This is a genomic window from Paraburkholderia sp. BR10141, from assembly GCF_056155635.1.
On record NZ_JBMIQH010000042.1, the window covers coordinates 1 to 25,926 of the forward strand.

General features: G+C 65.7%; 20 protein-coding genes. 18 read left to right on the plus strand and 2 right to left on the minus strand.

The annotated features are described in order from the left end of the window. Window positions 1-43 precede the first annotated feature (43 nt). The 3 genes from hpnI (at window position 44) to ACOJB8_RS35355 (ending at window position 3,344) form a co-directional block, all read left to right on the plus strand. Window positions 44-1,309, plus strand: coding sequence for a bacteriohopanetetrol glucosamine biosynthesis glycosyltransferase HpnI (gene hpnI / locus ACOJB8_RS35345; protein WP_410860537.1), 1,266 nt, complete (start codon window positions 44-46; stop codon window positions 1,307-1,309). 59 nt (window positions 1,310-1,368) lie between these two features. Continuing rightward, window positions 1,369-2,379: a lysylphosphatidylglycerol synthase domain-containing protein gene (locus ACOJB8_RS35350; protein ID WP_069268857.1), complete on the plus strand. Its 1,011-nt coding sequence runs from the start codon at window positions 1,369-1,371 to the stop codon at window positions 2,377-2,379. Between the two features lie 77 nt (window positions 2,380-2,456). After that, window positions 2,457-3,344 (plus strand): YopT-type cysteine protease domain-containing protein, encoded by an 888-nt coding sequence (locus tag ACOJB8_RS35355; protein WP_368617297.1) that lies wholly within the window; start codon window positions 2,457-2,459, stop codon window positions 3,342-3,344. A gap of 30 nt (window positions 3,345-3,374) precedes the next feature. Here the strand turns inward: ACOJB8_RS35355 and ACOJB8_RS35360 are convergent, their stop codons facing one another. After that, window positions 3,375-4,061: a hypothetical protein gene (locus ACOJB8_RS35360; RefSeq protein WP_368617298.1), complete on the minus strand. Its 687-nt coding sequence runs from the start codon at window positions 4,059-4,061 to the stop codon at window positions 3,375-3,377. A 184-nt stretch (window positions 4,062-4,245) separates the two neighbouring features. Here ACOJB8_RS35360 and ACOJB8_RS35365 point away from each other — a divergent pair, with 184 nt between their 5' ends. The 15 genes from ACOJB8_RS35365 to tagF all read left to right on the plus strand — a co-directional run bounded on the left by ACOJB8_RS35365 (window position 4,246) and on the right by tagF (window position 24,589). Continuing rightward, the gene (locus ACOJB8_RS35365) at window positions 4,246-4,749 is read left to right on the plus strand and encodes a DUF3455 domain-containing protein (RefSeq protein ID WP_368617299.1); all 504 of its coding nucleotides are present in this window, start codon (window positions 4,246-4,248) and stop codon (window positions 4,747-4,749) included. Window positions 4,750-4,830: 81 nt separating this feature from the next. Further along, entirely contained in the window at window positions 4,831-5,874 is a 1,044-nt protein-coding gene (tssA, locus tag ACOJB8_RS35370) for a type VI secretion system protein TssA (RefSeq protein WP_368617300.1), read from the plus strand. 43 nt (window positions 5,875-5,917) lie between these two features. Then, complete coding sequence (gene tssB, locus ACOJB8_RS35375; protein ID WP_368606368.1) at window positions 5,918-6,433, plus strand: type VI secretion system contractile sheath small subunit; 516 nt, start codon at window positions 5,918-5,920, stop codon at window positions 6,431-6,433. 10 nt (window positions 6,434-6,443) lie between these two features. Then, window positions 6,444-7,958 (plus strand): type VI secretion system contractile sheath large subunit, encoded by a 1,515-nt coding sequence (gene tssC, locus ACOJB8_RS35380; RefSeq protein ID WP_368617301.1) that lies wholly within the window; start codon window positions 6,444-6,446, stop codon window positions 7,956-7,958. A gap of 50 nt (window positions 7,959-8,008) precedes the next feature. After that, window positions 8,009-8,500, plus strand: a complete 492-nt coding sequence (locus tag ACOJB8_RS35385) for an Hcp family type VI secretion system effector (RefSeq protein ID WP_069268864.1) — start codon at window positions 8,009-8,011, stop codon at window positions 8,498-8,500. Window positions 8,501-8,506: 6 nt separating this feature from the next. Next, complete coding sequence (gene tssE, locus ACOJB8_RS35390) at window positions 8,507-9,016, plus strand: type VI secretion system baseplate subunit TssE (RefSeq protein ID WP_069268865.1); 510 nt, start codon at window positions 8,507-8,509, stop codon at window positions 9,014-9,016. After that, entirely contained in the window at window positions 9,013-10,863 is a 1,851-nt protein-coding gene (gene tssF, locus ACOJB8_RS35395; RefSeq protein WP_368617302.1) for a type VI secretion system baseplate subunit TssF, read from the plus strand. Before tssE ends, tssF begins: the two co-directional genes overlap by 4 nt. Beyond that, window positions 10,848-11,864 (plus strand): type VI secretion system baseplate subunit TssG, encoded by a 1,017-nt coding sequence (gene tssG / locus ACOJB8_RS35400; RefSeq protein WP_368617303.1) that lies wholly within the window; start codon window positions 10,848-10,850, stop codon window positions 11,862-11,864. Before tssF ends, tssG begins: the two co-directional genes overlap by 16 nt. 4 nt (window positions 11,865-11,868) lie before the next feature. Beyond that, window positions 11,869-14,472, plus strand: coding sequence for a type VI secretion system ATPase TssH (gene tssH / locus ACOJB8_RS35405; RefSeq protein WP_368617304.1), 2,604 nt, complete (start codon window positions 11,869-11,871; stop codon window positions 14,470-14,472). Next, entirely contained in the window at window positions 14,459-16,444 is a 1,986-nt protein-coding gene (locus ACOJB8_RS35410; protein WP_368617305.1) for a type VI secretion system Vgr family protein, read from the plus strand. Before tssH ends, ACOJB8_RS35410 begins: the two co-directional genes overlap by 14 nt. Then, the gene (tagH, locus tag ACOJB8_RS35415) at window positions 16,441-17,802 is read left to right on the plus strand and encodes a type VI secretion system-associated FHA domain protein TagH (protein ID WP_368617306.1); all 1,362 of its coding nucleotides are present in this window, start codon (window positions 16,441-16,443) and stop codon (window positions 17,800-17,802) included. Before ACOJB8_RS35410 ends, tagH begins: the two co-directional genes overlap by 4 nt. A gap of 8 nt (window positions 17,803-17,810) precedes the next feature. Beyond that, window positions 17,811-19,133 carry a type VI secretion system baseplate subunit TssK gene (gene tssK, locus ACOJB8_RS35420; protein WP_475016830.1) on the plus strand — a complete coding sequence of 441 codons (1,323 nt, stop codon included), beginning with the start codon at window positions 17,811-17,813 and terminating at the stop codon, window positions 19,131-19,133. Between the two features lie 25 nt (window positions 19,134-19,158). Beyond that, complete coding sequence (gene tssL, locus ACOJB8_RS35425) at window positions 19,159-20,511, plus strand: type VI secretion system protein TssL, long form (protein WP_475016831.1); 1,353 nt, start codon at window positions 19,159-19,161, stop codon at window positions 20,509-20,511. Beyond that, on the plus strand, window positions 20,508-24,032 hold the full coding sequence (gene tssM, locus ACOJB8_RS35430; protein ID WP_475016832.1) for a type VI secretion system membrane subunit TssM: 3,525 nt from the start codon (window positions 20,508-20,510) through the stop codon (window positions 24,030-24,032). The genes tssL and tssM overlap by 4 nt, the downstream gene beginning before the upstream one ends. After that, complete coding sequence (gene tagF / locus ACOJB8_RS35435; protein WP_368617310.1) at window positions 24,029-24,589, plus strand: type VI secretion system-associated protein TagF; 561 nt, start codon at window positions 24,029-24,031, stop codon at window positions 24,587-24,589. Before tssM ends, tagF begins: the two co-directional genes overlap by 4 nt. On the opposite strand, the gene ACOJB8_RS35440 is transcribed toward tagF, so the two are convergent. Further along, complete coding sequence (locus ACOJB8_RS35440) at window positions 24,586-25,923, minus strand: serine/threonine-protein kinase (protein WP_368617311.1); 1,338 nt, start codon at window positions 25,921-25,923, stop codon at window positions 24,586-24,588. The two genes, tagF and ACOJB8_RS35440, sit on opposite strands and share 4 nt — an antisense overlap. Between the last annotated feature and the right edge of the window lie 3 nt (window positions 25,924-25,926).

Below are 25,926 nucleotides of genomic sequence, written 5' to 3' on the forward strand. Positions count from 1 at the left end.
AAGGCGTGGAGTTCTTCCGCTTCCTGCGCGCACACGAGGCATGATGGACCGCTCGCATGCGACGGGGCGAACCGGCGCCATCGTTGCGATGGCCGTGACGGTGCTTGCGGTCGCTTCTGCTGCAATCGAAGTCATGCGTGCCGAATTGCCTGGCTTTTCGCACCTGCTCTTCGAATCGCTCGCGGTCCTAAGCGGTCTTTGCGCCGTGGTCGGCATTATCTATACCTGCACGGCGAGCGCGCTGGTCGGTCGTTTCTTCGCGCGCGAGGTGGCGACGCCGCAGCACTTCCCGGCCATCACGCTCGCCAAGCCGCTGCACGGCGACGAATGGCACCTCGAGGAGCACCTCGCCAGCTTTTTCGAGCAGGACTATCCTGGAGAAGTCCAGTATCTGTTCGGTGTTCACGACGCGCGTGACGAAGCGCTCAATGCGATCGAGCGGCTACGCACACGTTATCCCGATGCGCACATCACGGTCGTCGCCGATTCGCGCCTATACGGTCCCAACCGCAAAATCGCGAATCTCGTGAACATGCTCGAACAGGCCGAGCACGACGTGCTGTGCTTCGCCGATAGCGACGTGCTCGTCGACAAGAACTATCTGCGCCAGGTGGTCGGGGCGCTGCAGCAACCGGGCGTCGGCCTCGTGAGCGCGGTTTATCGGGGCCTGTGCGCGCCCGGATTCTGGCCGCGCGTCGCGTCGGCCTTGACCAACTATCATTTCTTGCCCGGCGTCGTCACGGGGCTCGCCATCGGGCGCGCGCGGCCGTGCTTTGGCCAGTCCATCGCCATGACGCGTGAAATGCTCGACCGCATTGGCGGTCTGGCGCAATTCGCGCATCACCTCGCCGAAGACCACGCGATCGGTGAAGCCGTGCGCCGCGCCGGTGCGGAAGTGTCCATCCCGCCCATTCTCGTGCGGCACGCGTGTGTGGAGAATACGTTCGCCAAGCTCTTTGCGCACGAATTGCGCTGGAGCCGCACTGTTCGCGCGGCGGACCGCTCGGGGCATCTGGGCGCCGTGCTGATGCATCCGTTCGCGCTCGCCATGCTTGCCGTGGCCTTGTCCGGCGGCGCGGCGCCCGCGTGGATATTGGCTGCCGTGGCGCTGTGCGCGCGCGCGTGGCTGATCTGGCGGACCGATCGCGCGACCGGCGACAAGTCCAGCGGACTGTTATGCTTACCCCTTTGGGAAATGGTCCAGTTCGCGATCTATGTCGCGAGCTTTTGTTCGTCTGGCGTCGTTTGGCGCGGCACGCGCTTTCGCGTCGACAGGAATGGCATGCTTTCGCCAGTCCACGAGACCTGAGCGTCACAGTAGATGGGGGGCACAATGAGACGGGAGCATCCACTAGAGAGCACCCGCAGATGAAGCACATGGGACGTATCGCCGCCCTGGTCGGTCTTGCGATCGCCGTGTGGCTCGTATGGCGCGAGCATCCCGCAGCGGTGCTGCAACTGTTGCGCGGGGCGGGCATGGGCCTCGTGCTGGCGGCGGCCGTGCATATCATGCCGATGTGCGCGAATGCATGGGACTGGCGCAGCCTGATTCGCGCGGCGCAGCGGCCGTCGTTCGCGACGATGCTCAAACTCGTGTGGATCCGCGAATCGATCAACGGCTTGCTGCCGGTGGCGCGCGTGGGCGGGGAACTCGTCTCGTTCCGGCTGCTTGGCCGTGCGGGCGTACGGCCGGCCACGGCGGTGGCGAGCCTCATCGCCGACATGCAACTCACGCTGATCAGCCAGGTGCTCTTTGCGTTGCTCGCAGCCGGCTACCTGCTCGAACATTCCTCTTCCGACACCGCGCGGATCGTGGGGCGGCTCGCATGGGGCCTCGCGGGCTTCATCCCGCTGCTGGTGCTGTTCGCACTCGTGCAGCACGCTCGGCCGTTCGAGCGCGCGGCACGCACGCTCAACCGCGTGACGAGCGGCAAGGTCGTCGATCTCGTGGGCAAGTCCGCGCGCGTCGATTTATCTCTCAAGCTGATCTGGCGGCAGACCGGCGTGATCGTACGCTACGTGCTCGTCTGGCAGACGCTGCAATGCCTCGGTTACGCGCTCGAAATCTGGATCGCGTTGCGCGTGCTCGGCACCGACGCGACCTTCGTGCAGGCGTTCGTGATCGAGGCCCTGATCCAGATGCTGAGCAGCATCGCGTTTCTGGTGCCGGCCGGCCTTGGTGTGCAGGAGGGCGGCTTCGTCGTGATTGGCGGACTGCTGGGGTTCGATGCGCCGACATGCCTTGCGCTCGCGGGCGCAAGACGCGTGCGCGATCTGATGTTCTATTTGCCAGGCCTGCTTGCCTGGCAGGCGGCCGAGTATGGCTGGCCGTCACGACGCCGCACAGAAGGTACCGCCACGCGCGCCCGCACGGAATAATCCCGGAAGTGACCTGTTATTGAAGACAGGTCGCTTCACATTGCTCTATTGTCGGCAATCGCCCGAAAGGACTCGACATGGCAAGGGATTTCAGCGCGCTGAACAAGCACGCTCACCGCGAATACAAATTCGTTCAGGCCGATTCATATCGTCAGGTCAGGCAGACCTACGGGACAGATATGGATGGCGGGGCGTGCATGGGCGTCGTGTTGAATTGGGTCAAGGAGAAGTTGTCGACCTCGAACGGGCTGCTTCGTCCTGATGGTCCCCTGCGCAATTCGGCCGTCAAGCATTTTTCAAATCCACTCAATCCCCTTTCGCGCATTCGCAACGGCATCTCCCCGCCCACGGATTCCACGCTGGGGAAACTCATCGGCAAGGAACCCGGGCAACCACGCGGCAGAAAGAGCGCGGCGCGCAACGAAGCGACCATGCTGGAGGGCGCGAAGAATCAGGAAACTTACAACCGCTACAAGACCACTGACCGGTTGGTCGCTGAACTCGAGCTCGATCCGGGCGGATATACGCCAGAAGAAAAAACGCGCAAGGTAAAGCATGTCGCGCAGAATGTTGGCACAAGCCGCCCCCAGGAGAGTTTCGTAGCCGAGCGCTTGGACGACGCCACGATTGCCGGAGCCGCGGAGCAGTTGCCCAAGGGCAATGCAATCGTGCTCGATTTGAAGCAAGAGGCCGGTGGTCCCGGGCACGCCGTTGCGTTTTACAAGAGCCGGGGAGGCACGCTCTATTTTTTCGACCCGAACGCCGGCGTGTACGAGATATCTCGTCCGTACGAGAAACACCTTCTGGGATTCGTGCAGGCGTGGCTCGATGTCTACACGAAGGACAAAGACGATAAGGGCGTGCCCACTCCGAAAAACTGGAAGACGAAAGATGAACACCGCTGGTATTCAGTTTTTACCCGCACCACCCCCAAGAAAGCCGGCACTGCTCCCACGGAAGGCTAACGCCTGAAAGAACGCGGAGCCCGAAGGGCATTAACCGTGACTCGTGCGCAACTGAAAGCGCCAACGCTCGAGATTCGAGAGTTCATCCACGGTCTTCTTCTCGATGTCGCCGCGAATCAGGTGATGAATCGTGAGCCGACCCTGCTTTGTCTCCAGGATCTGTACTAGCCGTGCGCGCTCCCGCTGCCCCTTGAAGCCCAGATCGAAATAGATGACGCGGCGACGCGTATCCCCGGTGACGAGGCTCAAGCCACCCCCGCCGCCCGACCCGCCAAGGACGCCCATTTGGGGAACATCCCGTATGTGGAGATTCCAGCTGAAGCCATTGCGCGCGATCCACTTCTTTGCATCCTCCTCGCGCTTCATGGCCATGAGCGCAGCGGGCGGATGATTGGTCACATCGGTCGCGATCGTATAGCGCGACTTGTGCCAGTTCCTGAAGGTATTCGACTCCCGATTGTGCGCATACATGTTTCTCTCGACTTTGCCTTCGAACTCCCATTGCTGCATCACGGTGTCGAACCTGAACCATTCGATGCACTCGTTCCACTCCAGTTGGGGGCATTCGATGTCATCGGCCATGAGCTTGCCGAGCATGGGCGCCTTGACCTCAGCGCGAAACGTCAGGTCGAATTGATGACCGGCGGTGGCAGTGGAAGAGCGTCCGCCAATGGGTTTGATCCGTTCGACGGGCACAGCAAGATTGGAGATCGTCATGCGGGCTTTCATGGCTCACCTTTGTGCAATTCGGGATGCAGCCATAACAGCTGAACGTTTCCAGATATTCCCTCTCATGCACGGCGACAGGCTGCAAAAAACAAATGGAATAGTTCTCCTCGCCGGGCTGTTGTGGAAGAGCGGATCGAACTGGATCGACCCGCTGGGCTAAAGGAGCTTCTCCATGAATCACCTCTCACGCGGGAAGCATATTGCGATTGGGGCTGGGCTGATTTCGATGATGAGTGGGGCTTCCGCGCAAGCCGAATCGATCGATGTGCCGGGCGTACAGCCGTTCCTGAAAACGACCGCAGCGGGGGTGCAGATCTACGCCTGCGAGTACGGTGCGGATCACACGCTCGACTGGGTGTTCCGGCAGCCGCGCGCCACGCTCTACGACGCGCACGGCGCCGAGGTGATCGAGCATTCGGCCGGCCCGTCGTGGCAGGCGCACGATGGCAGCCGCATCGAGGGAAAGGTCGTCGCGCAGGAACCCAGCGGGACGCCCGGCAGCGTGCCGCAACTGCTGCTCGAGGCGCACTCCGCCGGATCACCGGGCATGCTCGCAGCCGTGCGCTACGTGCAGCGGGTCAGGACGGTGGGCGGTGTGAAGCCGGCCGCGCCGTGCACAGTCGAGCACGAGACGGGTAGCTCGCCCTATATCGCGACTTACATCTTTTATAAGTAAAAAGACAGATCATAGAACGGTCTCTCTGGAAAGAGACACCGCAATTAATTCGGAATGCGAATTTAAAACAGTCAAAGCGCCATGATCATCGAATTCATCACGCATCAGGACTGGACCGAGTGGCTCGAACCTCTCACGCAAGCGCAGCCGTGCGGCCCGGACCTCGAATATGACGCGCAATTTCGCGAACTCGAGGAAGCGGTCAGCGGACGTCCCGAAGCCGAGTACGGAGACACGCTCGTGGCCGCCGTTGCGCCCGACTGGGAAGCCGCCGATGCGCTTGGCACCGCATTGATGGCCCGCACGCGAGACCTTCGCGTGGTGATGCATCTAGCGCGAGCGCGCTGGGTTCGCGAGGGCATTACCGGTCTCGCGGACGGCCTCGTCTTGACCGCCGCGCTGCTGGAGCGCCATTGGGAGCACGTGCACCCGCAACTCGACGCCAGCGACGGCGACGACGCGACGGCCCGCATCAACGCGCTTGCCGCGTGGACGGCGGCCGGCGGCGTGCTCGCCGGTCTCATGGATAGCCCGCTGCTGCAAGGCCGTTCTCCGGTCACGCTGCGCGAGTGGTCGTATGCGAATGGCGAAGCCGTCGCGCCAGAAGGGCACACGATGATGAGCCTCACGGCAATCGAAGCGTCGATCGCCGTGTCGCCCGATGCCGCGCGCAGCGCGAAGAGGGCGTTCGATGCCGCGTACGCCAGCGTCCGCGCAATCGAAGCGACGCTTGCCGAACGCGTAGGCGCTACCCAATCGCTCGATTTTGCTTCGTTGAAGGCGTTGCTGGAGCGCGCATCGTCGCTGCTCGCGACGGGCGTGCACCCGGGCGAGGCGCAAATGCATCAAGCGGACGAGCCCGGTGTCGCGTCGCCAGCAGCCGCCACCGGCACCGCATCATCCAGCACGATAGGCAGCCGCGCCGACGTGGCCGCCACGCTGCAGCGGATCTGCGCCTGGTACGCGCAACACGAACCTGCGAGCCCGGTGCCGTTGCTGCTCGAAAGGGCGCGCGGCCTCGTCGAGAAGTCCTTTGTCGATCTTTTGAAGGACCTCGCGCCGGAAGGACTCGCGCAACTTACCCAGGTGATCGGTACCGCTGCCGTCGAAATGCCGGCGGAATGATCTAAGCCGCACTGCAACGCAGTTCAACCAGGAGAACGGTCAAATGGCCAAGGAGAGCAGTCAGAAGTTCATTGCGCGCAATCGGGCGCCGCGCGTGCAGATCGAGTACGACGTGGAAGTGTACGGCTCGGAAAGGAAGGTCAACTTGCCTTTCGTGATGGGCGTGCTGTCCGATCTCTCGGGGCAGCCGCAGGAAGCGCTGCCGTCCGTTGCGGAACGTAAGTTTCTGGAGATCGACATCGACAACTTCGACGAACGGCTGCGCTCCATGAAGCCGCGTGTGGCGATGCAGGTCGACAACACGTTGACCGGCGAGGGCAAGATCGGCGTGGACATGACTTTCGCGAGCATGGACGACTTCGAGCCCGCCGCGATCGCGCGCAACGTCGAGCCGCTCGCGAGGCTGCTCGAAACGCGCAGCCAGTTGCAGAACCTGCTGACCTATATGGACGGCAAGACCGACGCGGAAAAGCTCGTCGCCCGCTTGCTCGAAGACCCTGCGCTGATGAATGCGCTTGCCGCCGCGCCGAACCCCCAGGGCGAGCCCGACTCCGAATAAAGGACCCAAGATGGCAGACACTCAACTCGATCCAACCGCGTTCGCGCAGCCGGAAAGGCAGGAAGCCGACGCGGCGAGCCCATCCGGCGAGTTTCAACAGCTCTTGCAGAAGGCGTTCCGCCCGCGCACGGAGAAAGCGCGCGAAGCGGTGGAAAGCGCCGTGCGCACGCTCGCGGAGCAGGCGCTGCTCGACACGCACCGCGTGTCCGACGATGCGCTCGCGACCATCGAAGCGCTGATCGCGCGCATCGACGAAAAGCTGAGCGCGCAGATCAACGTCATCCTGCATGCAGCGCCGTTCCAGCAGCTCGAAAGCGCGTGGCGGGGGCTCCACTACCTCGTCACCAACACCGAGAGCGACGAGAGCCTCAAACTGCGCGTGATGAACATTTCGAAGGCCGACCTGCACCGGTCGCTGCGCAAGTATAAGGGCGTGGCGTGGGACCAGAGCCCGCTCTTCAAGCGGCTTTACGAGGAAGAATACGGCCAGTTCGGCGGTGAGCCTTACGGCGCATTGGTGGCCGATTACTACTTCGACAACAGCGGCCCCGACGTCGATTTCCTCACGCAGATGGGCAAGATTTCCGCTGCCGCGCACGCGCCGTTCATTGCGGGCGCGGACCCCGCCGTCATGCTGATGGACTCGTGGCAGGAGCTGGCGAATCCGCGCGATCTCACGAAGATCTTCCAGACGCCCGAGCACGCCGCATGGCGCTCGCTGCGCGATTCCGAAGACTCGCGCTATATCGGCCTCGCCATGCCGCGCTTTCTCGCGCGCACGCCCTATGGCGCGAAAACGAGCCCCGTGGACGAATTCGATTTCGAGGAAGACACCGCGGGCGCGGACGCGTCGAAATACGCGTGGGCCAATGCGGCCTACGCGATGGCCGTGAACATCAATCGCTCGTTCAAGACGTGGGGATGGTGCTCGCGCATTCGCGGCATCGAGTCGGGCGGGGTGGTGGAGGATCTGCCGGTCCACGCGTTTCCGACCGACGACGGCGGCGTCGACATGAAGTGCCCGACGGAAATCGCCATCAGCGACCGCCGCGAAGCCGAACTGGCGAAGAACGGTTTCATGCCGCTCGTCCACAAGAAGAATTCGGATATTGCGGCATTCATCGGCGCGCAGTCGCTCAACAAGCCGATCGAATACGAAGACCCGGACGCCACGGCGAACGCCAACCTCGCCGCGCGCCTGCCTTATCTGTTCGCCTGCAGCCGTTTCGCGCACTACCTCAAGTGCATTGCGCGCGACAAGCTCGGCAGCTTCAAGGAGAAGGACGACATGCAGCGCTGGTTGCAGGACTGGATTCTTCAGTATGTGGACGGCGACCCGGCCAACTCGTCGGAAGAGACCAAGTCGCGCCGGCCGCTCGCGGCCGCGGAAGTCGTGGTCGAGGAAGTGGAGGGCAATCCGGGCTACTACACGTCGAAGTTCTACCTGCGTCCGCATTATCAGCTCGAAGGCCTGACCGTCTCGTTGCGGCTCGTTTCCCGGCTGCCGTCGACCAAAGCGGCTTGAGCCGCGGCGGTTTTTCAAACCTGTACGAACCTGATCAATAAGGAATCCAAATGGCAGTCGATATTTTTCTGAAACTTGGCACGGTCACGGGCGAGTCGCTGGATCAGACTCACAAGGACGAAATCGACGTGCTCTCGTGGAGCTGGAGCATGGACCAGTCCGGCACGATGCACCTCGGCACGGGCGGTGGCGGCGGCAAGGTCGATGTGCACGATCTCTCGATCACCAAGTACACGGACCACGCCACGCCGGCCATCATGACCGCCTGCGTGACGGGCAAGCACTTCCCCACCGGAAAACTCACCGTGCGCAAGGCGGGCGGCACCAAACCGTTGGAGTACTACACGATCGATCTGGAAAAAGTGCTCGTCACGAACTACGCGACAGGCGGATCGGACGGCGAAGACCGCTTCACCGAAACGGTGACGCTCAACTTCGAGAAATTCCACGTGACCTACCAGCAGCAGGATCCGACCACTGGCTCGGCGCTCGGCGGCGTAGTCGAGTGCAAGTGGAACATTCCGGCCAGCGCAACGGCGTAAGCGGACATGCGCACGAGAAACGCGGAGCGTGTGCAGCCCTCGCTGCTGGAGCGGCTGACCGACCACGCGCCCGAAGCCACGAGCGAAGTCCGCGAGCATCGCGCCAGCTCGGCGCGCGCGCAGCGCCTGAGCGTCATGCGCGATATCGGTTGGCTCCTCAATGCGCGGGGCATCGCGTCGGCCCAGGAGATCGCGCGCTATCCGTGCGTGGCCGACTCGGTGCTCAACTTCGGGTTCGCGGAGCTGGCGGGCAAGAGCGCGTCGGACGTGGAACTGAGTCGGATCGAACGACTGATTGCCGAGGCGATCGGCGCATTCGAGCCGCGCATCGTGCGCGGCACCCTGCGCGTGCGCGCCATTGAGTCCGGTGGGGTGGATATCGCACACAACGCGCTGGCGTTCATCGTCGAAGGCGATCTCCATGCGCACCCTGTACCCGAGCGGCTTTATTTGCGCACGGAACTCGATCTGGAAGCCGGCAAGGCAAACGTGTACGAAGAGGTGACGCCCAGATGAACCCCGACTTCCTCCAGTACTACAGCCGCGAATTGCAGCACGTTCGCGAGATGGGTGGCGAGTTCGCCAAGGCGTTTCCGAAGATCGCGGGACGGCTGGGCCTCGAAGGTTTCGACTGCGCCGATCCCTATGTGGAACGTTTGCTCGAAGGGTTCGGCTTTCTGGCCGCGCGCGTGCAGATGAAAATCGATGCAGAGTTTCCGCGCTTCACGCAGCATCTCGCCGAACTGGTGTATCCGCACTATCTCGCGCCGACGCCCGCGATGACGGTCGTGCAACTGCAGCCCGACAAGACTCACCCCGCACTGGCGGACGGCGTTGCCGTGCCACGCGGTACGGCCCTGCAGGGTCGGTTCGACGGCGAACGTGCGACGCGCTGCGAGTTCCGCACGGCGCACGCGCTGACTTTGTCTCCGCTCGAACTGGTGGAGGCGCGGCTTTTCACTCACACCGGCGCGCTGCCCGGCGTCGCCGCCGTGCCGCGCGGCGTGAAGGCAGGCTTGCGCCTCAAGTTGCGCGCGCTCGGCGAGCGCACCATCGGCGATCTGACGATCGATCATCTGCCCATCTACCTGCGCGGCAGCGACGGCGCGGCGGCGAAACTTTATGAACTGCTGGTCGGCTCGACGCTTGGCATCGCGACATCCGGTGGCGTGCTGTCGCCTTCGTCGCTGCGCCCGCTCGGCTTCTCCGACGAAGAAGCCCTGCTGCCCGTGAGCGATCAATCGTTTCCCGGCTATCGGCTGCTGCAAGAGTATTTCGCATTTTCCCAGCGCTTCATGTTCATCGGCATCGATGGATTGCGCTCGCATTTCGCTCGTTGCGAAAGCGACGAAATCGAGCTTGTGGTACTGCTTTCGAAGGGCGATACCACACTCGAACAACGGGTCGACCACGAAAACTTCGCGCTGCATTGCACGCCCGCCATCAATCTCTTTGCGCGCCGCGCCGATCGCATCGCGGTGACGGGTGAGCAGTTCGAACATCATGTGGTGGCGGACCGCACGCGTCCGCGCGACTTCGAGGTCTATCGCGTGCAAAGCGTGACGGGCCATCGCTCGGGCGGCGGTGCGCCGATCGAATTTCAGCCGTTCTACCGAATGCGCGATCTGGGCGCAGGCGAACCCGACACGGCGTTTTATCAGGTGCGGCGCGAGAAACGTCTGCCATCCGCCCGCGAGCAGGAGCGCGGCACGCGTTCGTCGTATTCGGGCAGCGAAACCTGGATCGCCCTGGTGGATACGCACGAAGCGCCGTATCCCGGCGATCTGCATCAACTCGGCGTGAGCGTGCTGTGCACCAACCGCGACCTCACGCTGACGTTGCCGCTCGGGCGCGGCGAAACCGACTTCACCCTGGAGCTGGAAGCGCCGGTAGCGGGCGTGCGCTGTGTCGCCGGGCCGAGCCGCCCATTGCCGTCCTATGCGCAAGGGCCGGTGGCGTGGCGTCTCTTGAGTCACCTGTCGCTCAACTATGCGTCGCTCGTGGACGACGCGGACGGGAGCGGCGCGCGCGCCATGCGCGACTTGCTCGCGCTCTACGCGCCCGAAGGCGACGGCGCGGCCGCGCGGCAGATCGAAGGTCTGCGCTCCATCGGCTCGCGCGCAGTCACGCGCCGCTTGCCGTCGCGCGGGCCGATCGTGTTCGGCCGCGGCCTCGCGCTCGATGTGCTGCTCGACGAGAGCGGTTTCGAAGGTGCGAGCGCGTTTCTGTTCGGCGCGGTGCTCGCGCGCTTCTTCGAGCAATACGTGTCGATGAATTCGTTTACGGAAACCTGCGTGTCTTCGACCACACGCGGTGAAATCATGCGCTGGGCGCCGGGGAGCGGGCAATGCCGGACGCTGTGATGCTATTCGAGCGCTTCTCTGCCGAGGCGAACCGCTTCGACTTCTTTCAGGCCGTGCGGCTGGTGGAATGTGCGCATAGCGGGTTGCCGCGCGTGGGCGCTTCGCTGCGCCCGCGTGACGACGCAGTGCGATTCGGTCAGGAACCCGAATTGATCTTCTTTCCGACTGCGTTACGCCATTTCGCCAGCAAGCAGGACGCCGCGCCGAAGCTCGCCGTGAACTTCTTCGGTCTGCTCGGCCCGAATGGCCCGATGCCCACGCATCTGACCGAATACGTGCGTCATTGCGCGCGTAACGCGGGCGATCCGACTTTCGCGCGCTTTCTCGACGTGTTTCATCACCGCATGGCCTCGTTGTTCTATCGCGCGTGGGCCACGGCGCAGCCGGTGGTCAGTCTCGATCGCGACGACAACGATCGATTCTCCGCATACGTGGGCACCGTGTTCGGGCTCAACGAAGCGGCGCTGCGCAACCGCGACAGCGTCCCCGATTTCGCCAAGCTGCATTTCGCGGGGCTGCTCGCGGGGCCCACGCGCCACGCAGCGGGTTTGCGGATCGTGCTGTCGCGCTTTTTTGGCTTGCCAGTGGAAGTCGTGCAGAACGTGGGGCACTGGATGAAGCTGCCCGCAGCTGCGCTGACGCACCTCGGCGCGCGCGATGAAAACGCCCTCATGGGTGTCGGCACGATGCTTGGGGGCCGCGTGTTCGATCGGCAGCACAAGTTCCGCGTCGTGCTCGGACCGCTTTCGCTGAGCGATTACGAGCGCTTCCTGCCGGGCGGTACGAGCCTCGCGCGGCTCGCCGACTGGGTGCGTCTATACCTGCGCGACCCATTCGAATGGGACGTGAACCTGCAATTGCGGCGCGCAGAGGTGCCGCGTCTCGCATTGGGGCGCAAGCAGCGCCTCGGCTACACGACCTGGCTGCACGCGCGCGCCGCCACGGCCGACGCGACGCAACTCGAGCTTCGTCCGTTGATCCCATCTCATGCAAAGGACTAGTGCAATGGCAGACATCAGCCGCGCCGTCATGTTCGGCAAACTCGATACGCTCAGCTTCGGCGCGATGGAGAGTGCGACCACGTTCTGCCGATTGCGCGGCAATGCGTATGTCGAGCTTGCGCACTGGCTGCATCAGATGCTGCAGTTGCCCGATTCGGATCTGCACCGCGTCATCGGGCACGCCCGCATCGAACCCGCGGCGCTCGCGCGCGATCTGACCGATGCGCTCGACCGACTGCCGCGCGGGGCGGCCTCGGTCAGCGATATTTCATCGCAGCTGGAAGAGGCCGTGGAGCGCGGCTGGGTCTATGCTTCGCTGCTCTTCGACGCGCAGAAGGTGCGCAGCGCGCATGTGCTCGTCGGCGTGTTGCAGACGCCCGTGCTGCGCAACGCATTGCGCGGTATTTCGCGCGAGTTCGATCGCGTGAAGCTGGATGACCTCGTTGCCAACTTCGCCGATGTGCTCGACGGTTCGCCGGAAGCATCGACGCAGGCGCCTGTCGTGACGCAGGAGCCCGACACGCCGCATCGCACCGACGACGCCTTGCAGCGCTTCACCGTCGATCTCACGGTCCAGGCGCGTGAAGGCCGGCTCGATCCCGTGGTGGGCCGCGATGCGGAGATTCGCCAGGTCGTCGACATCCTCATGCGGCGCAGGCAGAACAATCCGATCCTCACCGGCGAGGCGGGCGTGGGCAAGACGGCCGTGGTCGAAGGCCTCGCACTGCGCATCGCGGCGGGCGACGTGCCGCCCGCGCTGCGCGACGTGAGCCTGCGGGCGCTCGACGTCGCACTGCTGCAGGCCGGAGCGGGCGTGAAAGGCGAATTCGAAGCGCGGTTGCGTCAGGTGCTGGAAGCCGTGCAAGCGGCGTTCCATCCCATCATCCTCTTCATCGACGAGGCGCACACGCTGATCGGCGCGGGCGGCGCGGCGGGCACCGGCGACGCGGCGAATCTGCTCAAGCCCGCGCTTGCACGCGGGAGTGTGCGCACCATCGCAGCAACGACGTGGTCGGAGTACCGCAGGCACATCGAGAAAGATCCGGCGCTCACGCGGCGCTTTCAGGTCGTGCAGGTCCACGAGCCCGAGGAGGCTCGTGCCGTGACGATGATGCGGGGACTCGCTGCCGCGCTGGAAACGCATCACGGCGTGCAGGTGCTCGACGAGGCGATCGAGGCGGCGGTGAAGCTCTCGCATCGCTATCTGCCCGCACGGCAGTTGCCGGACAAGTCGGTGAGCCTGCTCGATACCGCGTGCGCACGCGTTGCGGTGAGCCAGCACGCCACGCCGCCGGCCGTCGACGACGCGCAACGGCGCATCGATGCGCTCAACACGGAGCTGGAGGTGATCGAGCGCGAGGCGGCGATCGGCGTCGATACGGCGACACGTCGCGAAGCCGCGGCGGCGGCATTGCAAACCGAGACCGCGCGCCTTGCCGATCTGCACGCGCGCTGGAAGGTGGAGCGCGAGATGGTCGAAGACATCCTCGCGCGCCGCCAGGCGCTGCGGGAAGGCGCCCCGGACGCCGATCTTGCCGCGTTGCGCGAACGCCAGGCGCAGCTCGCCGAGCATCAGGGCGACGCGCCGCTCGTGCTGCCGGGCGTGGACCGTCATGCCGTGGCCGCGGTCGTGCAGGACTGGACCGGCGTGCCCGTGCTCAACATGCTGAAGAACGAGATCGGCAATGTATTGCGGCTGAACGAGGTGCTCGACCGCCGCATCATCGGCCAGCAGCATGCCACGCAAATGATCGCGCGGCGCGTGCAGACTTCGCGCGCAGGCCTCGACGATCCGAATAAGCCGGTTGGCGTGTTTCTGCTCGCGGGCACCTCGGGCGTGGGCAAGACCGAGACGGCGCTCGCGCTTGCCGAGGCACTCTATGGCGGCGAGCAAAACCTCATTGCCATCAACATGAGCGAGTATCAGGAAGCGCACACGGTGTCGCTGCTCAAGGGCGCGCCGCCGGGCTACGTGGGCTTCGGCGAAGGCGGCGTGCTGACCGAAGCGGTGCGCCGGCGGCCGCACAGCGTCGTGCTGCTCGACGAAGTGGAGAAGGCGCATCCCGACGTGCACGAGCTGTTTTTCCAGGTCTTCGACAAAGGCCGGATGGACGACAGCGAAGGCCGTTCCATCGATTTCCGCAATACGCTCATTCTGCTCACGACCAATGCGGGCACCGAATGCATTGCGCAGTTGTGCCGCGATCCACGAACGAGCCCACCGATGGAGGTGATTGAACGCGAGCTCCACACGCAATTGCTGGAGACTTTCCCGGCCGCGTTGCTCGGACGCATGGTGACCATTCCGTATTACCCGCTCTCCAATGAGATGCTGAGCGCCATCATCCGGCTGCAACTCGGCCGCGTGGCCGAACGTGTGACGCTCACGCACGGCGTGCCGTTCACCTATGACGAGACCGTGGTGACGCAGATCGCACAGCGTTGCACGCGCATGGAAAGCGGCGGCCGCATGATCGACGCGATCCTCACCAACAGCGTGCTGCCGCACATCAGCACGGCGTTCCTTTCGCGCGTGATGGACGGAAAGACGCTTGCGCGTGTGCATGTGAGCGTCGAGGACGAGGAGTTCAGCTATGCCTTCGACTAGTCGCCATGTGCGTATGACCTGTGCGGCGCTCGGCGACGACGTAGTGTTTCTGCGCATGTCGGCGAGCGAGGCGCTGGGACGTCTGAGCCGCTTCGAGATCGCGTTCCTGAGCCTTCACAACGATATCGACCCGGGCGCGGTGCTCGGGCAGAACCTTTCTGTGACGCTCGATTATCCAGCGGGCGGGTCGCGCGAGTTCAACGGCATCGTCACGACGCTGCGTCTGCTCGCACCCGGCGACACCACGAAAAACCGCATGGCGCGCTATGAGGCGGTCGTGCATCCGCGCCTGTGGCTGCTCACGCGCGCCTCGCACCGGCGCTTCTTTCATCAGCGCACGGCACCGCAAATCGTTGCGCAAGTGCTGGAGTCGTGCGACATCGACTTTCGCAACGCATGTACGGCGAGCTACCCGGCGCTCGACCATTGCGTGCAATACCGCGAAACGGATTTCGACTTCGTGAGCCGCCTCATGGAGCGCGAAGGCATGCATTACTTCTTCGAGCACGCAGGCGGCAAGCATACGCTCGTGCTGGCCGATTCCGGCGCGGAGCATCGGCCCATCGCGCACTATGAGTCGGTGCCGTTTCAGGGCTGGGACACGCCGGAACCCGACGAAGAATGCGTCTACCGCTGGCATGCGGGCGCGACGCTCGAAACGGGGCGCTACGAAGTCAACGACTACGACTTCGAAAAGGCCTCGGTGAGCAACAGCGAAGGGCTCGTTTCGCGCGCGACACGCAGCGCACCCTACGATCCGCCGCGTTATTTGATGCAGGAACATCTGAGCGGGCATCTGAAAGCGGGCGACGGCGAGCGCCTCGCGCGCATCAACGTGGAGATCCATCAAACGCAGAACGACGCGATGGAAGGGCGCGCCACCTCACGCGGCATCGCAGCGGGCGGCTTGTTCCGGCTGCGCGATCATCCGGGTGGCGCGCAGAACCGTCAGTATCTCGTGATCGAGAATCAGGCCGAAATCGTATCGGATGCCTATGTATCCACGAGCGACCCCACACAGCCGATGTTCGATTGCCGTTTCACTGCGATTCGCAGCGACAACACGTTCCGTTCTGCGCGCATCACGCCCGTTCCTCACACTGCGGGCCCGCAGACGGCGGTCGTGATCGGCCCGCCGGGCGAAGAGATTCTCACAGACAAATACGGGCGCGTGAAAGTGCAGTTCCATTGGGAGCAGCTTTCGCAGGCAGGCGGCGCGGATCGGCTCGATCGCTGCTGGGTGCGCGTGGCGCAGGGCTGGGCGAACCGGCGCTGGGGGGCGATGTGCCTGCCGCGCATCGGCCAGGAGGTGCTGGTGGATTTCATCGAAGGCGATCCCGACCGGCCAGTGATCGTCGGCGCGGTCTACAACTCGACCAACATGCCGCCGTACGACCTGCCCGCGCAAAGCGCGGTGTCCACGCTCAAGAGTCAGTCGACGAAGGGCGGCAATGGCTACAACGAAGTCCGCCTCGACGACCGCAAGGGCGGCGAACAAATGTTCTTTCACGCCGAGCGCGATCACGAAACGTGGGTCAAGCACGACGCGCTGATGAACGTCACCGGCGAACGGCATCTGTGCATCGGCGGCGAGGAGTTTCGCGAGACGCGCGGCGCACGTAACGATTCGGTACTGGGCAGCAGCACGTCGCGCGTGGTTGGCCCCGTCTCGGCCGCCAGCATGACGACGCACGAGCAGTTCGTGGGCGAGGTGTATTCGCTCGACGCGGGCGCAGCCGTGCACATCAAGGCGGGCGCGGCGGTGGAAATCGAGGCGAGCGCAACCATCGCGCTGCGTGCGGGGGCGTCGTACATCCTCATCGGTCCGGAAACGATCGAGATGTCGAGCTTCCCGATTCCGCTCGGCCCGGGCGTGCCGCCGGTGTCGCTTTCCGTGGCCCCCGCGCCGCCAACGCCGCCCCGCGACGCCGACGACGGCACGAGCAAGATTCGCAATCAGGAGGCTCCGTGAGATTGACGCTGACCGTTGAGGGCGGCGAAGCCGGTGAGCACGCCGCGCCACGCACGATGGAGATCGACGATCGCGCAACGATTGGCCGCGCGCCGGAGAGCACGCTGGTGCTGAGCGACGCGCAGCGCGGTATTTCGCGCATGCAGGCGAGCATCGAGCGCCGTGACGGCATCTATGTGCTAATCGATGCCGGAAGCAATCCGACACTGCTGAATGGCGAGGCGCTGAACGGCGCGCACGAGGCCGTGTTGTCCGATGGCGACCAGATCCGGATTGGCGCTTATACGCTTGCGGTTTCCATCGAAAAGGACGAGGAAAGCCGGGCGCCATTCGATCAAACGCTGATGACGCAAGCCACGCCGCCTGCGCGGCTACCCGCAGCGAGCCTGCCGGGCACGCCGGAGTTCGAGGCGCCGCCGAGCGCGCCGCTCATCCCCGACGACTGGGACGCGCCCCGCGCTTGCGCTGCGCCGCAGCCTGTGCGCGACGAAACGCCGTTCACGCCCGACCCGCTCGCCGCGACGCCATTACTGCGCGAACCGGGCCATTTCGGCGGCGAAGCGAATCAGGCGCTAATGGACGTGCTGGGCTCCGCCGACCCGTTACGCGACGCCCCCGCGCCGGCGGAGCGCGAACCGGCCGCGCCGTCACGCAGTTTCGAGCACGTCTCGCCAGAAAAAGCCGTGACTGCCATACCGGCGCACCGGTTGGACGCGGCGCGCGCGGCGGCACCGGAGACCCGCCCCGCAGCCCCTCGCGCGGACGATTCGGCAGTGCTGGACGCACTGCTGGAGGGTCTCGGCATCGCGTCCACCGATGTCGCCCACCTGAGCGCGCCGGACGTCGCGCGCCTCGCCGGCGCGCTGTTGCGCGAAGCCACGCAGGGCACGATGAGCGTGCTGCGCTCGCGCGCGATGGCGCGCCGCGAGGCCCGCATGGCGATGACGATGATCGAGGCGCGCGACAACAACCCGCTCAAATTCTTTCCCGACGCAGACCGCGCCTTGACGCAAATGCTCGGCGCGCGCGGTCGCGGCTATCTCGCGCCGGACGAAGCCTTGCGCGCCGCGTACCGCGATATCCAGGCGCACGAACTCGCACTCGTCGCCGGCATGCGCGCCGCGTTCGACGACGCCATGGCGCGCCTCGACCCAGACGCGATCGAGGGCTCGCTCGACGCGCCCTCCGGCCTCGAGGCGCTCGTCGGCAATCGCCGGGCGCGCCTGTGGCTGCGCTTCGTGAAGACGTGGGAGCACGTGTCGCGCGACGCGGGCGACGATTTCCAGCAGCGCTTCGGCGAACCGTTCGGCCGGGCCTATCAGGCGCAGCTCGACGCGTTGCAATTTCCCAAGGATTGAGTCACAGCATGTACTGGAACAACAAAGTCATCTGGTCGGAGGGCATGTTCCTTCAGCCGCAGCATCTCCAGCAGCACGACCGGCACGTCGATGCGCTGCTCGCGGGCCGCGTGGAAGGCCTGCGCGCCTATGGCTGGGGCTTTACGACGCTGGAGATCGACGAGGCGCTGCTCAAGCTCGGCAAACTGGCGTTGCGCGCGGCGGCAGGCGTGTTGCCCGACGGCACGCCGTTCAACCTGCCCGCAGACGACGATCTGCCCGAGCCGCTCGACATCCCGGAAAACGCCGCGAACGTGACCGTCATGCTCGCGCTGCCGGTTCGCCGCGCCGGCGCGTCCGAATCGGGCGGCGACGACCTCGCGCGTTACGGCGCGGGGGACTTCGAAGTGCACGACAGCAACGACGCCGACGCGCCCAGCACGTTGCTGCAGATCGGCAAGCTGCGCCTGCGCCTCGCGCTCGCGCCCGAGGTTGCCAACGCGCATGCATGCGCGGGCGTGGCGCACGTGATCGAGCGCCGCAGCGACGGCCGCGTCGTGCTCGACGACGACTATTGCGCGCCGTGCCTCGACTATCGCGTGGCGGGGCGCCTCGCGCGCTTCTCGACCGAGCTGGGCGGCCTGCTTCAGCAGCGCGGCGAAGCGCTCGCCGGACGTCTCGCCCAGCCCGACGGCGCGGGTATGGCCGAAATCGCCGATTTCCTGCTGCTGCAGATCGTCAATCGCGCGCAGCCGCTCGTCACTCACTTCAATGCCATGGATGGTTTGCATCCCGAAGCGTTCTATCAGTCGTGCATCGCGCTGGCGGGCGAGCTTGCTACGTTCAGCCAGACTGGGCGGCGGCCACCGACGTTCGCAGCATACCGGCACGACCGGCTGAAGGAGACCTTCGAACCCGTGATCGATGCGCTGCGGCTGGCGCTGTCGCGCGTCGCCGATCCACAGGTCGTGGCGATTGCGCTCGAAGAACGCAAGTATGGATTGCGGGTGGCGCGCGTTGCGGACCGCACGCTCTTTGCCGGCGCGACCTTCGTCCTCGCGGTGCGGGCGCAGGTGCCGGCCGGCACGCTGATTTCCGCGTTCACAAGCCAGGTGAAGATCGGCAGCATCGAAAAGATCCGCGATCTCGTGAACCTGCAGCTGCCTGGCATCGCGTTGCGCGCGCTGGCGGTCGCGCCGCGCCAGTTGCCGTTCCACGCGGGCTACAGCTATTTCGAACTCGACGACCACGACGAAGCGTGGGCAACGCTTGCCGCTTCGGCGGGCATGGCGCTGCACGTGGCGGGCGAGTTTCCCGGGCTCACGATGGAACTCTGGGCCATCCGTCATTGAAGTCATGCGTGGAGGACCTCTTTCCATGACCGATAGCACAAACGCGCCGCTCGACGACGCGGACTATCTCGACGCGGCGCGCACGATCCGCATGCCGATGCCGGGGCGCAAGCGCGAACGCACAGGCGGCGCCCAAGCGCAGGCCACGCCGCAGCCCAAGCCGCAAGCCGCCGAGCCGGCACTCACGCCGCTCGATGCCTCGGCCGCCGGGCGCAACCCGCTGCTGCGGGCGGCCAATCCGCTGCTGGAACTCGCGCTCCCGCTGCGCCGCCTGCCGAGCCATCCGGATCTCGACGCGCTGCGCGCGCAACTGATCCAGATGGTGCGTCGCTTCGAGGCCGACGGCCGAGCGTTCGGCGTGCCCGACACGCAGCTCGGCCCGGCACGCTATTGCCTGTGCACCTTCATCGACGAGGCCATTGCGGCGACGCCGTGGGGTGCAGGGGTCTGGGGCCGCAGGAGCCTGCTCGTGACGTTTCACAACGAGGCCTCCGGCGGCGAGCGGCTTTTCGTCATGTTGCAGCGGCTCGCGCAAACCCCCGCTGCCGATATCGACCTGCTCGAACTGATCTATGTGATGCTCGCGCTTGGCTTCGACGGGCGCTACCGGCTCATGGAAGGCGGCAAGCGGCAGCTCGACGAGATTCGCGAACGCCTTGAACAGATGATCCGCGCGCAACGCGGCCCGGTCGAGCGCGCGCTGTCGCCGCACTGGCAACCCGCGGAGCACGCGCGCGAACGCACGCTGGGTTTCGTGCCGCTGTGGGTCGCGCTGGCGCTGGCGGCCCTCGTGTTGATGGCGACGAGCCTCGTGCTCGGGCTGCGCATCAACGCGTTCTCCGACCCGGTGTTCGAGGCGATGCGCGGCATTCGCGTGGCGCCTGCGCCCGTACTCGCGGCAAAGATGCAGGCCGCGCCGAAATTCGCGTCGGCGCTCGATGGCTTTCTCGCGCCGGAGATCGCGCAAGGGTTGGTCACGGTGGGCGAATCGGGGGACCGCACAACCGTGACCATCAACAACAGCGCCGAAGGCACGCAAATCTTCGCATCCGGGAGTGCCGAACTCGACCCGCATTTTGTGCCGCTCGTGCAGCGCATCGGCGAGGCGCTGGCGGACAAGCCGGGCAATGTCGTCGTGATCGGGCACACGGACGATCAGCGCATCGTGTCGGCGCGCTTTCCCTCGAACGTCGCACTCTCGCAGGCGCGCGCGGAGACGGTGCGCGCGATTCTCGCCGCGCATCTCGCGGACCCTGCGCGCGTGAGCGCCGAAGGCCGCGGCGATACCGAGCCGGTCGCATCGAACGATACCGCGACGGGCCGCGCGCGCAACCGCCGCGTGACGATCGCCATTCTTGCCCCGGGAGCCGCGCCATGAAGTGGATCCAGGGGTTCAAAAGGCCCGCTGTCGTCACGTTTGCGGGTGTACTCGCGCTTTGTGCGCTGGTCTGGTTCGAAGGGCCGCTCGTGGCGTTCAACGGCACGGCGCCGTTCGAGAGCAGCGCCAGGCGCTGGAGCGTGATTGCGCTCATCCTCGCGTGCTGGGCGCTATATTGGGGCGTCCGGTTTGCAAAGACACGCATCGCCAGTTCGACGTTCGTGCAGCGCCTCGTTGCTGATGCGCTCGACCCCGCGAAACACGCACCGGACCCCGCGCGCAAGTCCGCCGACGCCGACGTCGCGGCATTGCGCACGCGCTTCGAAGCGGCGCTGAAGACACTGCGCGAGTCGCGCGCACCAGCAGGCGGTGCGCGCGGCATACGGCGCATGTTCGCGTGGCTCGCGCCCCGCCACGAATCGCTCTACGACTTGCCGTGGTATCTCTTCGTCGGCGCGCCGGGCGCGGGCAAGACGACCGCACTCGCGCATTCGGGGCTGCGCTTCCCGCTCGCGGACCGGCTCGGCGCGCAGGCGGTGGGCGGCGTGGGCGGCACACGCAACTGCGACTGGTGGTTCACGGACCACGCCGTGCTGCTCGACACTGCCGGCCGCTTCACCACGCAGGACAGCCACGAGCAGGCCGATCGCGGCGCATGGCTCGGCTTTCTCGGGCTGCTGCGCAAGTACCGGCCGCGCCGTCCGCTCGACGGCGTGATGGCCGTGGTTTCGGCCGCCGATCTGCTGCAACAGTCCGACGCCGCGCGCGCCACCTATGCCGCCGCAATCCGCGAGCGCCTTTCCGAACTGAACCAGCAACTCGGTGTGCATCTGCCGGTGTATGTCGTCGTGACGAAAACCGACATGCTTGCAGGCTTCTCCGAGTATTTCGACGACTTTGGGCGCGACGAGCGCGAGCAGGTGTGGGGTATGACGTTTCCGCTCGCATCGGAGAACGAGGCGGGCGAAGGCAGTGCGCCGCTCGCGCGGTTCTCCGAAGAGTTCGGCTTGCTGCACGCGCAACTGCAAGGCCGCGTGCTGCAACGCATGCAGCAGGAAACCGACCCGCGGCGGCGCGCGCTGATCTATGCCTTCCCGCAGCAGTTCGCGGGCATCGAGCGCGCGTTGCGGCGGTTTCTCGAAGAGGCATTCGGCGAGTCTCGTTTCGCACGCGCGCCGTCGCTGCGCGGCGTGTACTTCACGAGCGGCACGCAGAGCGGACGTCCACTCGACCGCATGATGAGCGCGATGGCCGCATCGCTCGGCTTGAGCCGCGAGGTCGTGATGGCGGACGCCTCGAGCGGCCGCGCGTATTTCGTCAAGCGGCTGCTGCGCGACGTGATCTTCGCCGAACAGGGCATCGCGGGGAGCGACCCGCGCGCGGTGCGGAGGCGCACGCGCTTTCAGCAGGCCGCAATCGCAGGCATCGCCGGGTTGCTGGCGGCTGGACTGATCGTCCTGATCGCGAGCGATCGCGCAAATCGCCGCTTCGTCGATGAAAGCCGTCAGCAGATCGCGGCGCTCGCCGAGCTTGCGAAGAAAACCAGTGCGGGCGACAGTCCGCTTGCGGTCCTGCCGCTGCTCGACGCCGCGCGCGATTTGCCCGGCGGCGAAGCGGAGCGTGCTTCGCGTGACACGCCGTGGTGGGCGGGCCTGGGTCTCGATCAGCGCCGGAAGCTCGGCCTGGAAGCGCAGCGCCTGTATCAGCGCCTGCTGCGGCAGACCTTGCTGCCGATCGTCGTGCAACGCATGGAGGACGAGCTTCGCCGCGGCAACACGGAAGACCCGGCCACGCTCTATGAAGCCCTGCGCGCGTACCTGATGCTGGGCGACCCGACGCATTTCGACCCGGACGCGCTGCAGGTCTGGGCGCTGCGTACCTGGCGAACGGGTTCGATGAAAGATGCGAGCGACGCGCAGCGCGCGGACATCGAGCAGCATTTGCAGGCGCTGTTCCGGCGTGGCGAGTTCGATTCGAACTTGCCGCTCGATCAGAACCTCATCGCGCAGGCGCGCGCCGTGCTCAATCGCGTGCCGCTCGCGCAGCGCCTGAACGGCCGTATCGATCAGCAACTCGCGCAGCTGCGCCTGCCGGATTTCACCGTGGCGAAAGCGGCGGGGCCGAGCGGGCAGATCGTGTTCGTGAGACGGAGCGGCGCGCCGCTCACGCAAGGCATAGAGGGCGCCTATACGCGTGCGGGCTTCGACGCGTTCGTGCGCTTGCGCGAAGAGGCGCTCGCCAATCTGTCGAAGGACGACTGGGTGCTCGGCGCGGGCCAGACGCATACGGATGCGCAAAGCACCGACGCATTGCGCGCGGCGCTCACGCGGCTCTACAGCGAGGAGGCGATGCGCCAGTGGGACGCGCTGCTTGCCGATATCGCCGTCGTGCCGTTCAGCGCGCCGGATCAGGGCGCGCGCATCGCGAACCTGCTCGGCTCGGCGACTTCGCCGTTGCGCGCGCTGATTCAGGCCGTCGCGCGTGAAACGACCTTCACGCCGCCTGCCGCCGCGCCCGGCAAGCTCGACGCGCTCGAAAAGCGCATCGGCGCGGGAGCGGAGCAGCCTGCCGCGCCGACACCCGTCGATACGCATTTTCAGGCGCTGCACGATCTAGCCGGCGCGGCGCTGGACGAATACATCAACGCGCTCAAGGACGCCGCAGCGACCCTGCAGGCGGAAGACACGGCGCGCAGGCAGTCGCTGCCGCCGCCCGCCACGGGCCCGCTCGACCGCCTGAAGCTGCTCTCGCAGAACGCGCCCGCGCCGCTCGCGGCGGTGCTGCAAGGCGTAGCGGGCGACGCCGATACCGTGCAGATCCAGGGCCAGCGCGCGCAATTGCAAACGCTTTGGGCCACGACCGTCGCGCCCGCGTGCAAGCAGGCGCTCGACGGCCGTTACCCGCTCGTGAGGACTTCGACGCGCGACGCCGCGCCCGACGACTTCGCGCGCGTGCTGGCGCCCGGCGGCTTGATCGACGCGTTCTTCCAGAAGAATCTGCAGAATCGGGTGGATACGTCCGGCGCGGTGTGGAAGTGGCGGCCCGAAGCGAAAGCCCTCGGCATGTCCGACGACGTGCCGGTGGCGTTCCAGCGTGCGGCGACGTTGCGGGATGCTTTGTTTCGCGACGGCGGCCACGACGTGTCCGTGCATTTCTCGGCGAAGGTGGTTTCGCTCGATCCTTCGCTGAAGCGCTTCGTGCTCGATGTCGACGGCACCCAACTGAGCGCGACGAGCGATGCGCCCAACGCCACCGCCGCCTTCCAGTGGCCGAGCGGGAAGGGCACGGGGCAGGCGCATGTCGAACTCGATCCCGCGATGACGACGCCGCCTCGCGCGGACGGACCCTGGGCGCTGTTCCATCTGCTCGACACCGCGCGTATCGAGCAGGCTGGACAGGCCGATCATTTCAATGCGACGTTCGACGACGGCAAGGTCAAGCTCGCGCTCGTTGCCGGCAGCGTGGAGAATCCGTTGCGCGCGGGCGTGCTCACTGGCTTTCGTTGCCCGGCCTCGCTATGAACGCAGCATCTCGAATCGACGCCGGTTTTTACGGCAAGGTCCGCACGCATGGCGATTTCGTCGGACGCGGCCTTTCCGCGGCTTTCGTCGGCCGTTGGGACGCGTGGTTGCAACGCGGTCTGCTGGCCGCGCGCGAACGCCATGCCGGAGGCTGGCTCGAGCGCTATCTGGAGATGCCCGTGTGGCGCTTTTCGGCTCCGCCCTCCGTGATCGACGACTACGCGTGCACCGGCGTGCTCATGCCAGGCATCGACGCCGTGGGGCGCTATTTTCCATTCGTGATCGCGCGGCAAATCGAAGGCGCAGCGCGTGCCGTCGATTCGCGCTGGCACGTCGAGGCATGTGCGCTTGCCCTCTCGACGCTGGCGCCTTCGTTTTCGCTCACGGCGTTCGAGTCGAAACTTGCTACGCTGCACGAGCAGCCAGTCACACTGGCATCGTGCGAGGGCGCCAGCCTGTGGTGGACTCAGGAAGACAGTGCGATGCATCGGCACGAGGGTGCGCTCGATCCGAGCTTGTTCCTGGACCTGCTCGAAGCGTACGACATCGCACGCTAGTTGCTGTCCACATCCCATTCGCGACGCAGCGTTTCGCGGTGCGGCTCCGGCACCGCGTCGAGCAGTTGCGTGTGGAAAGTGCGCAGATCGGTGGCGCGATCGGCGGCGCGGCGCGCCACGATACGGGCGATGGGGCCCAGCAGCGTCGAGAGGCGCGAGGCGGCTTCGTTCACGCTTTCGGCGCTGACTGTCTGCGGGCCGATCGTGCGGGGCGCGCCCGCGCCTACCGGAATCAATAGCGAATCGAAGTCGCGTCGCGCATCGTCGTTGGGCAAGTGGGCGCTCAGGCGTTCGCGCAGCGTATCGATGTTCGTCGCCCCTACGCACGCTCGCCGTACCAGCAGCGACGCCACGGGCCCGACATGGCTCGCCAGGCGCTTCTCCAGATGCGCGACGAGTTCGGGGTCGAGCTGGGTCTGCGTTGGCGGCGTGGGGAGTGGCGCTTCGAGGGCCGCCTGCACAAGCACGGTTCGTTCGGCATCCTCATGGACATCGGCAGCGAGTGCCGCGAGCAGCGCATCGCGCCATTCGCGCGCACCGGCGTAGCGCCCTTGCGGGCGCTTCTCCATGCCCTTCATCACCAGTTCGTCAACGTAGGCAGGCAGGCCGGGCACGAGCGCCGAAGGGGGAGGCGGCATCTCATCGAGAATCTTGTGCATCACGGCGCCCGCCGTTCCCGTGAACGGGCATATGCCGGTGAGCATTTCATAGAGCACGACTGCCGCGCTAAAGAGATCGGAGCGTGCGTCGACAGCGTCGCCGGTGAACTGCTCCGGCGACATATAGCTCGGCGTGCCGAGCAGCGTGCCGGTTTGCGTGAGCCTGGACGTGTCGAGCTGCGCGATGCCGAAGTCCGCGACCTTGCATTCGCCGCGTGGCGAGATCAGCAGATTGGCGGGCTTGACGTCGCGGTGAACGATGCCTGCGCCGTGCGCGTAGTCGAGTGCGTCGAGCAACTGCGCGAACCAGCGCAGGGCGGCCAGCGGATTCATCTGCGTGCCGACGCGCGCGTGCTGCGCGAGATGCGCAGCGAGGGTTTCGCCGCGCACATATTCCATCGTGATGAAGGCGGTGCCGCCCGTTTCGCCATAGTCGTACACCGCAACGATGTGCGGATGGGCGAGACGTCCCGCGGCGCGCGCTTCGTTCAGAAAGCGCGCGGTGAGTTCGTGATCCGCTTCGCCGCCCGCAGGCCGCTGAATAGTCTTGAGCGCCACCTTGCGCTCGATGCGCGGGTCGAACGCCAGATACACTACGCCCATTGCGCCGCGCCCGAGTACGCGCTCGATCACATAGCGGTCGAAGGTCGCGGGGATGTCGGCGGAGTGGGACATCGC

What these genes read in the sequence shown, in the direction of transcription:
- hpnI (WP_410860537.1), top strand. Translation starts at nt 44, where the DNA reads ATGGACCGCTCGCATGCGACGGGGCGAACCGGCGCCATCGTTGCGATG.
- ACOJB8_RS35350 (WP_069268857.1), top strand. Translation starts at nt 1,369, where the DNA reads ATGAAGCACATGGGACGTATCGCCGCCCTGGTCGGTCTTGCGATCGCC.
- ACOJB8_RS35355 (WP_368617297.1), top strand. Translation starts at nt 2,457, where the DNA reads ATGGCAAGGGATTTCAGCGCGCTGAACAAGCACGCTCACCGCGAATAC.
- ACOJB8_RS35360 (WP_368617298.1), bottom strand. Translation starts at nt 4,061, where the DNA reads ATGACGATCTCCAATCTTGCTGTGCCCGTCGAACGGATCAAACCCATT.
- ACOJB8_RS35365 (WP_368617299.1), top strand. Translation starts at nt 4,246, where the DNA reads ATGAATCACCTCTCACGCGGGAAGCATATTGCGATTGGGGCTGGGCTG.
- tssA (WP_368617300.1), top strand. Translation starts at nt 4,831, where the DNA reads ATGATCATCGAATTCATCACGCATCAGGACTGGACCGAGTGGCTCGAA.
- tssB (WP_368606368.1), top strand. Translation starts at nt 5,918, where the DNA reads ATGGCCAAGGAGAGCAGTCAGAAGTTCATTGCGCGCAATCGGGCGCCG.
- tssC (WP_368617301.1), top strand. Translation starts at nt 6,444, where the DNA reads ATGGCAGACACTCAACTCGATCCAACCGCGTTCGCGCAGCCGGAAAGG.
- ACOJB8_RS35385 (WP_069268864.1), top strand. Translation starts at nt 8,009, where the DNA reads ATGGCAGTCGATATTTTTCTGAAACTTGGCACGGTCACGGGCGAGTCG.
- tssE (WP_069268865.1), top strand. Translation starts at nt 8,507, where the DNA reads ATGCGCACGAGAAACGCGGAGCGTGTGCAGCCCTCGCTGCTGGAGCGG.
- tssF (WP_368617302.1), top strand. Translation starts at nt 9,013, where the DNA reads ATGAACCCCGACTTCCTCCAGTACTACAGCCGCGAATTGCAGCACGTT.
- tssG (WP_368617303.1), top strand. Translation starts at nt 10,848, where the DNA reads ATGCCGGACGCTGTGATGCTATTCGAGCGCTTCTCTGCCGAGGCGAAC.
- tssH (WP_368617304.1), top strand. Translation starts at nt 11,869, where the DNA reads ATGGCAGACATCAGCCGCGCCGTCATGTTCGGCAAACTCGATACGCTC.
- ACOJB8_RS35410 (WP_368617305.1), top strand. Translation starts at nt 14,459, where the DNA reads ATGCCTTCGACTAGTCGCCATGTGCGTATGACCTGTGCGGCGCTCGGC.
- tssK (WP_475016830.1), top strand. Translation starts at nt 17,811, where the DNA reads ATGTACTGGAACAACAAAGTCATCTGGTCGGAGGGCATGTTCCTTCAG.
- tssL (WP_475016831.1), top strand. Translation starts at nt 19,159, where the DNA reads ATGACCGATAGCACAAACGCGCCGCTCGACGACGCGGACTATCTCGAC.
- tssM (WP_475016832.1), top strand. Translation starts at nt 20,508, where the DNA reads ATGAAGTGGATCCAGGGGTTCAAAAGGCCCGCTGTCGTCACGTTTGCG.
- tagF (WP_368617310.1), top strand. Translation starts at nt 24,029, where the DNA reads ATGAACGCAGCATCTCGAATCGACGCCGGTTTTTACGGCAAGGTCCGC.
- ACOJB8_RS35440 (WP_368617311.1), bottom strand. Translation starts at nt 25,923, where the DNA reads ATGTCCCACTCCGCCGACATCCCCGCGACCTTCGACCGCTATGTGATC.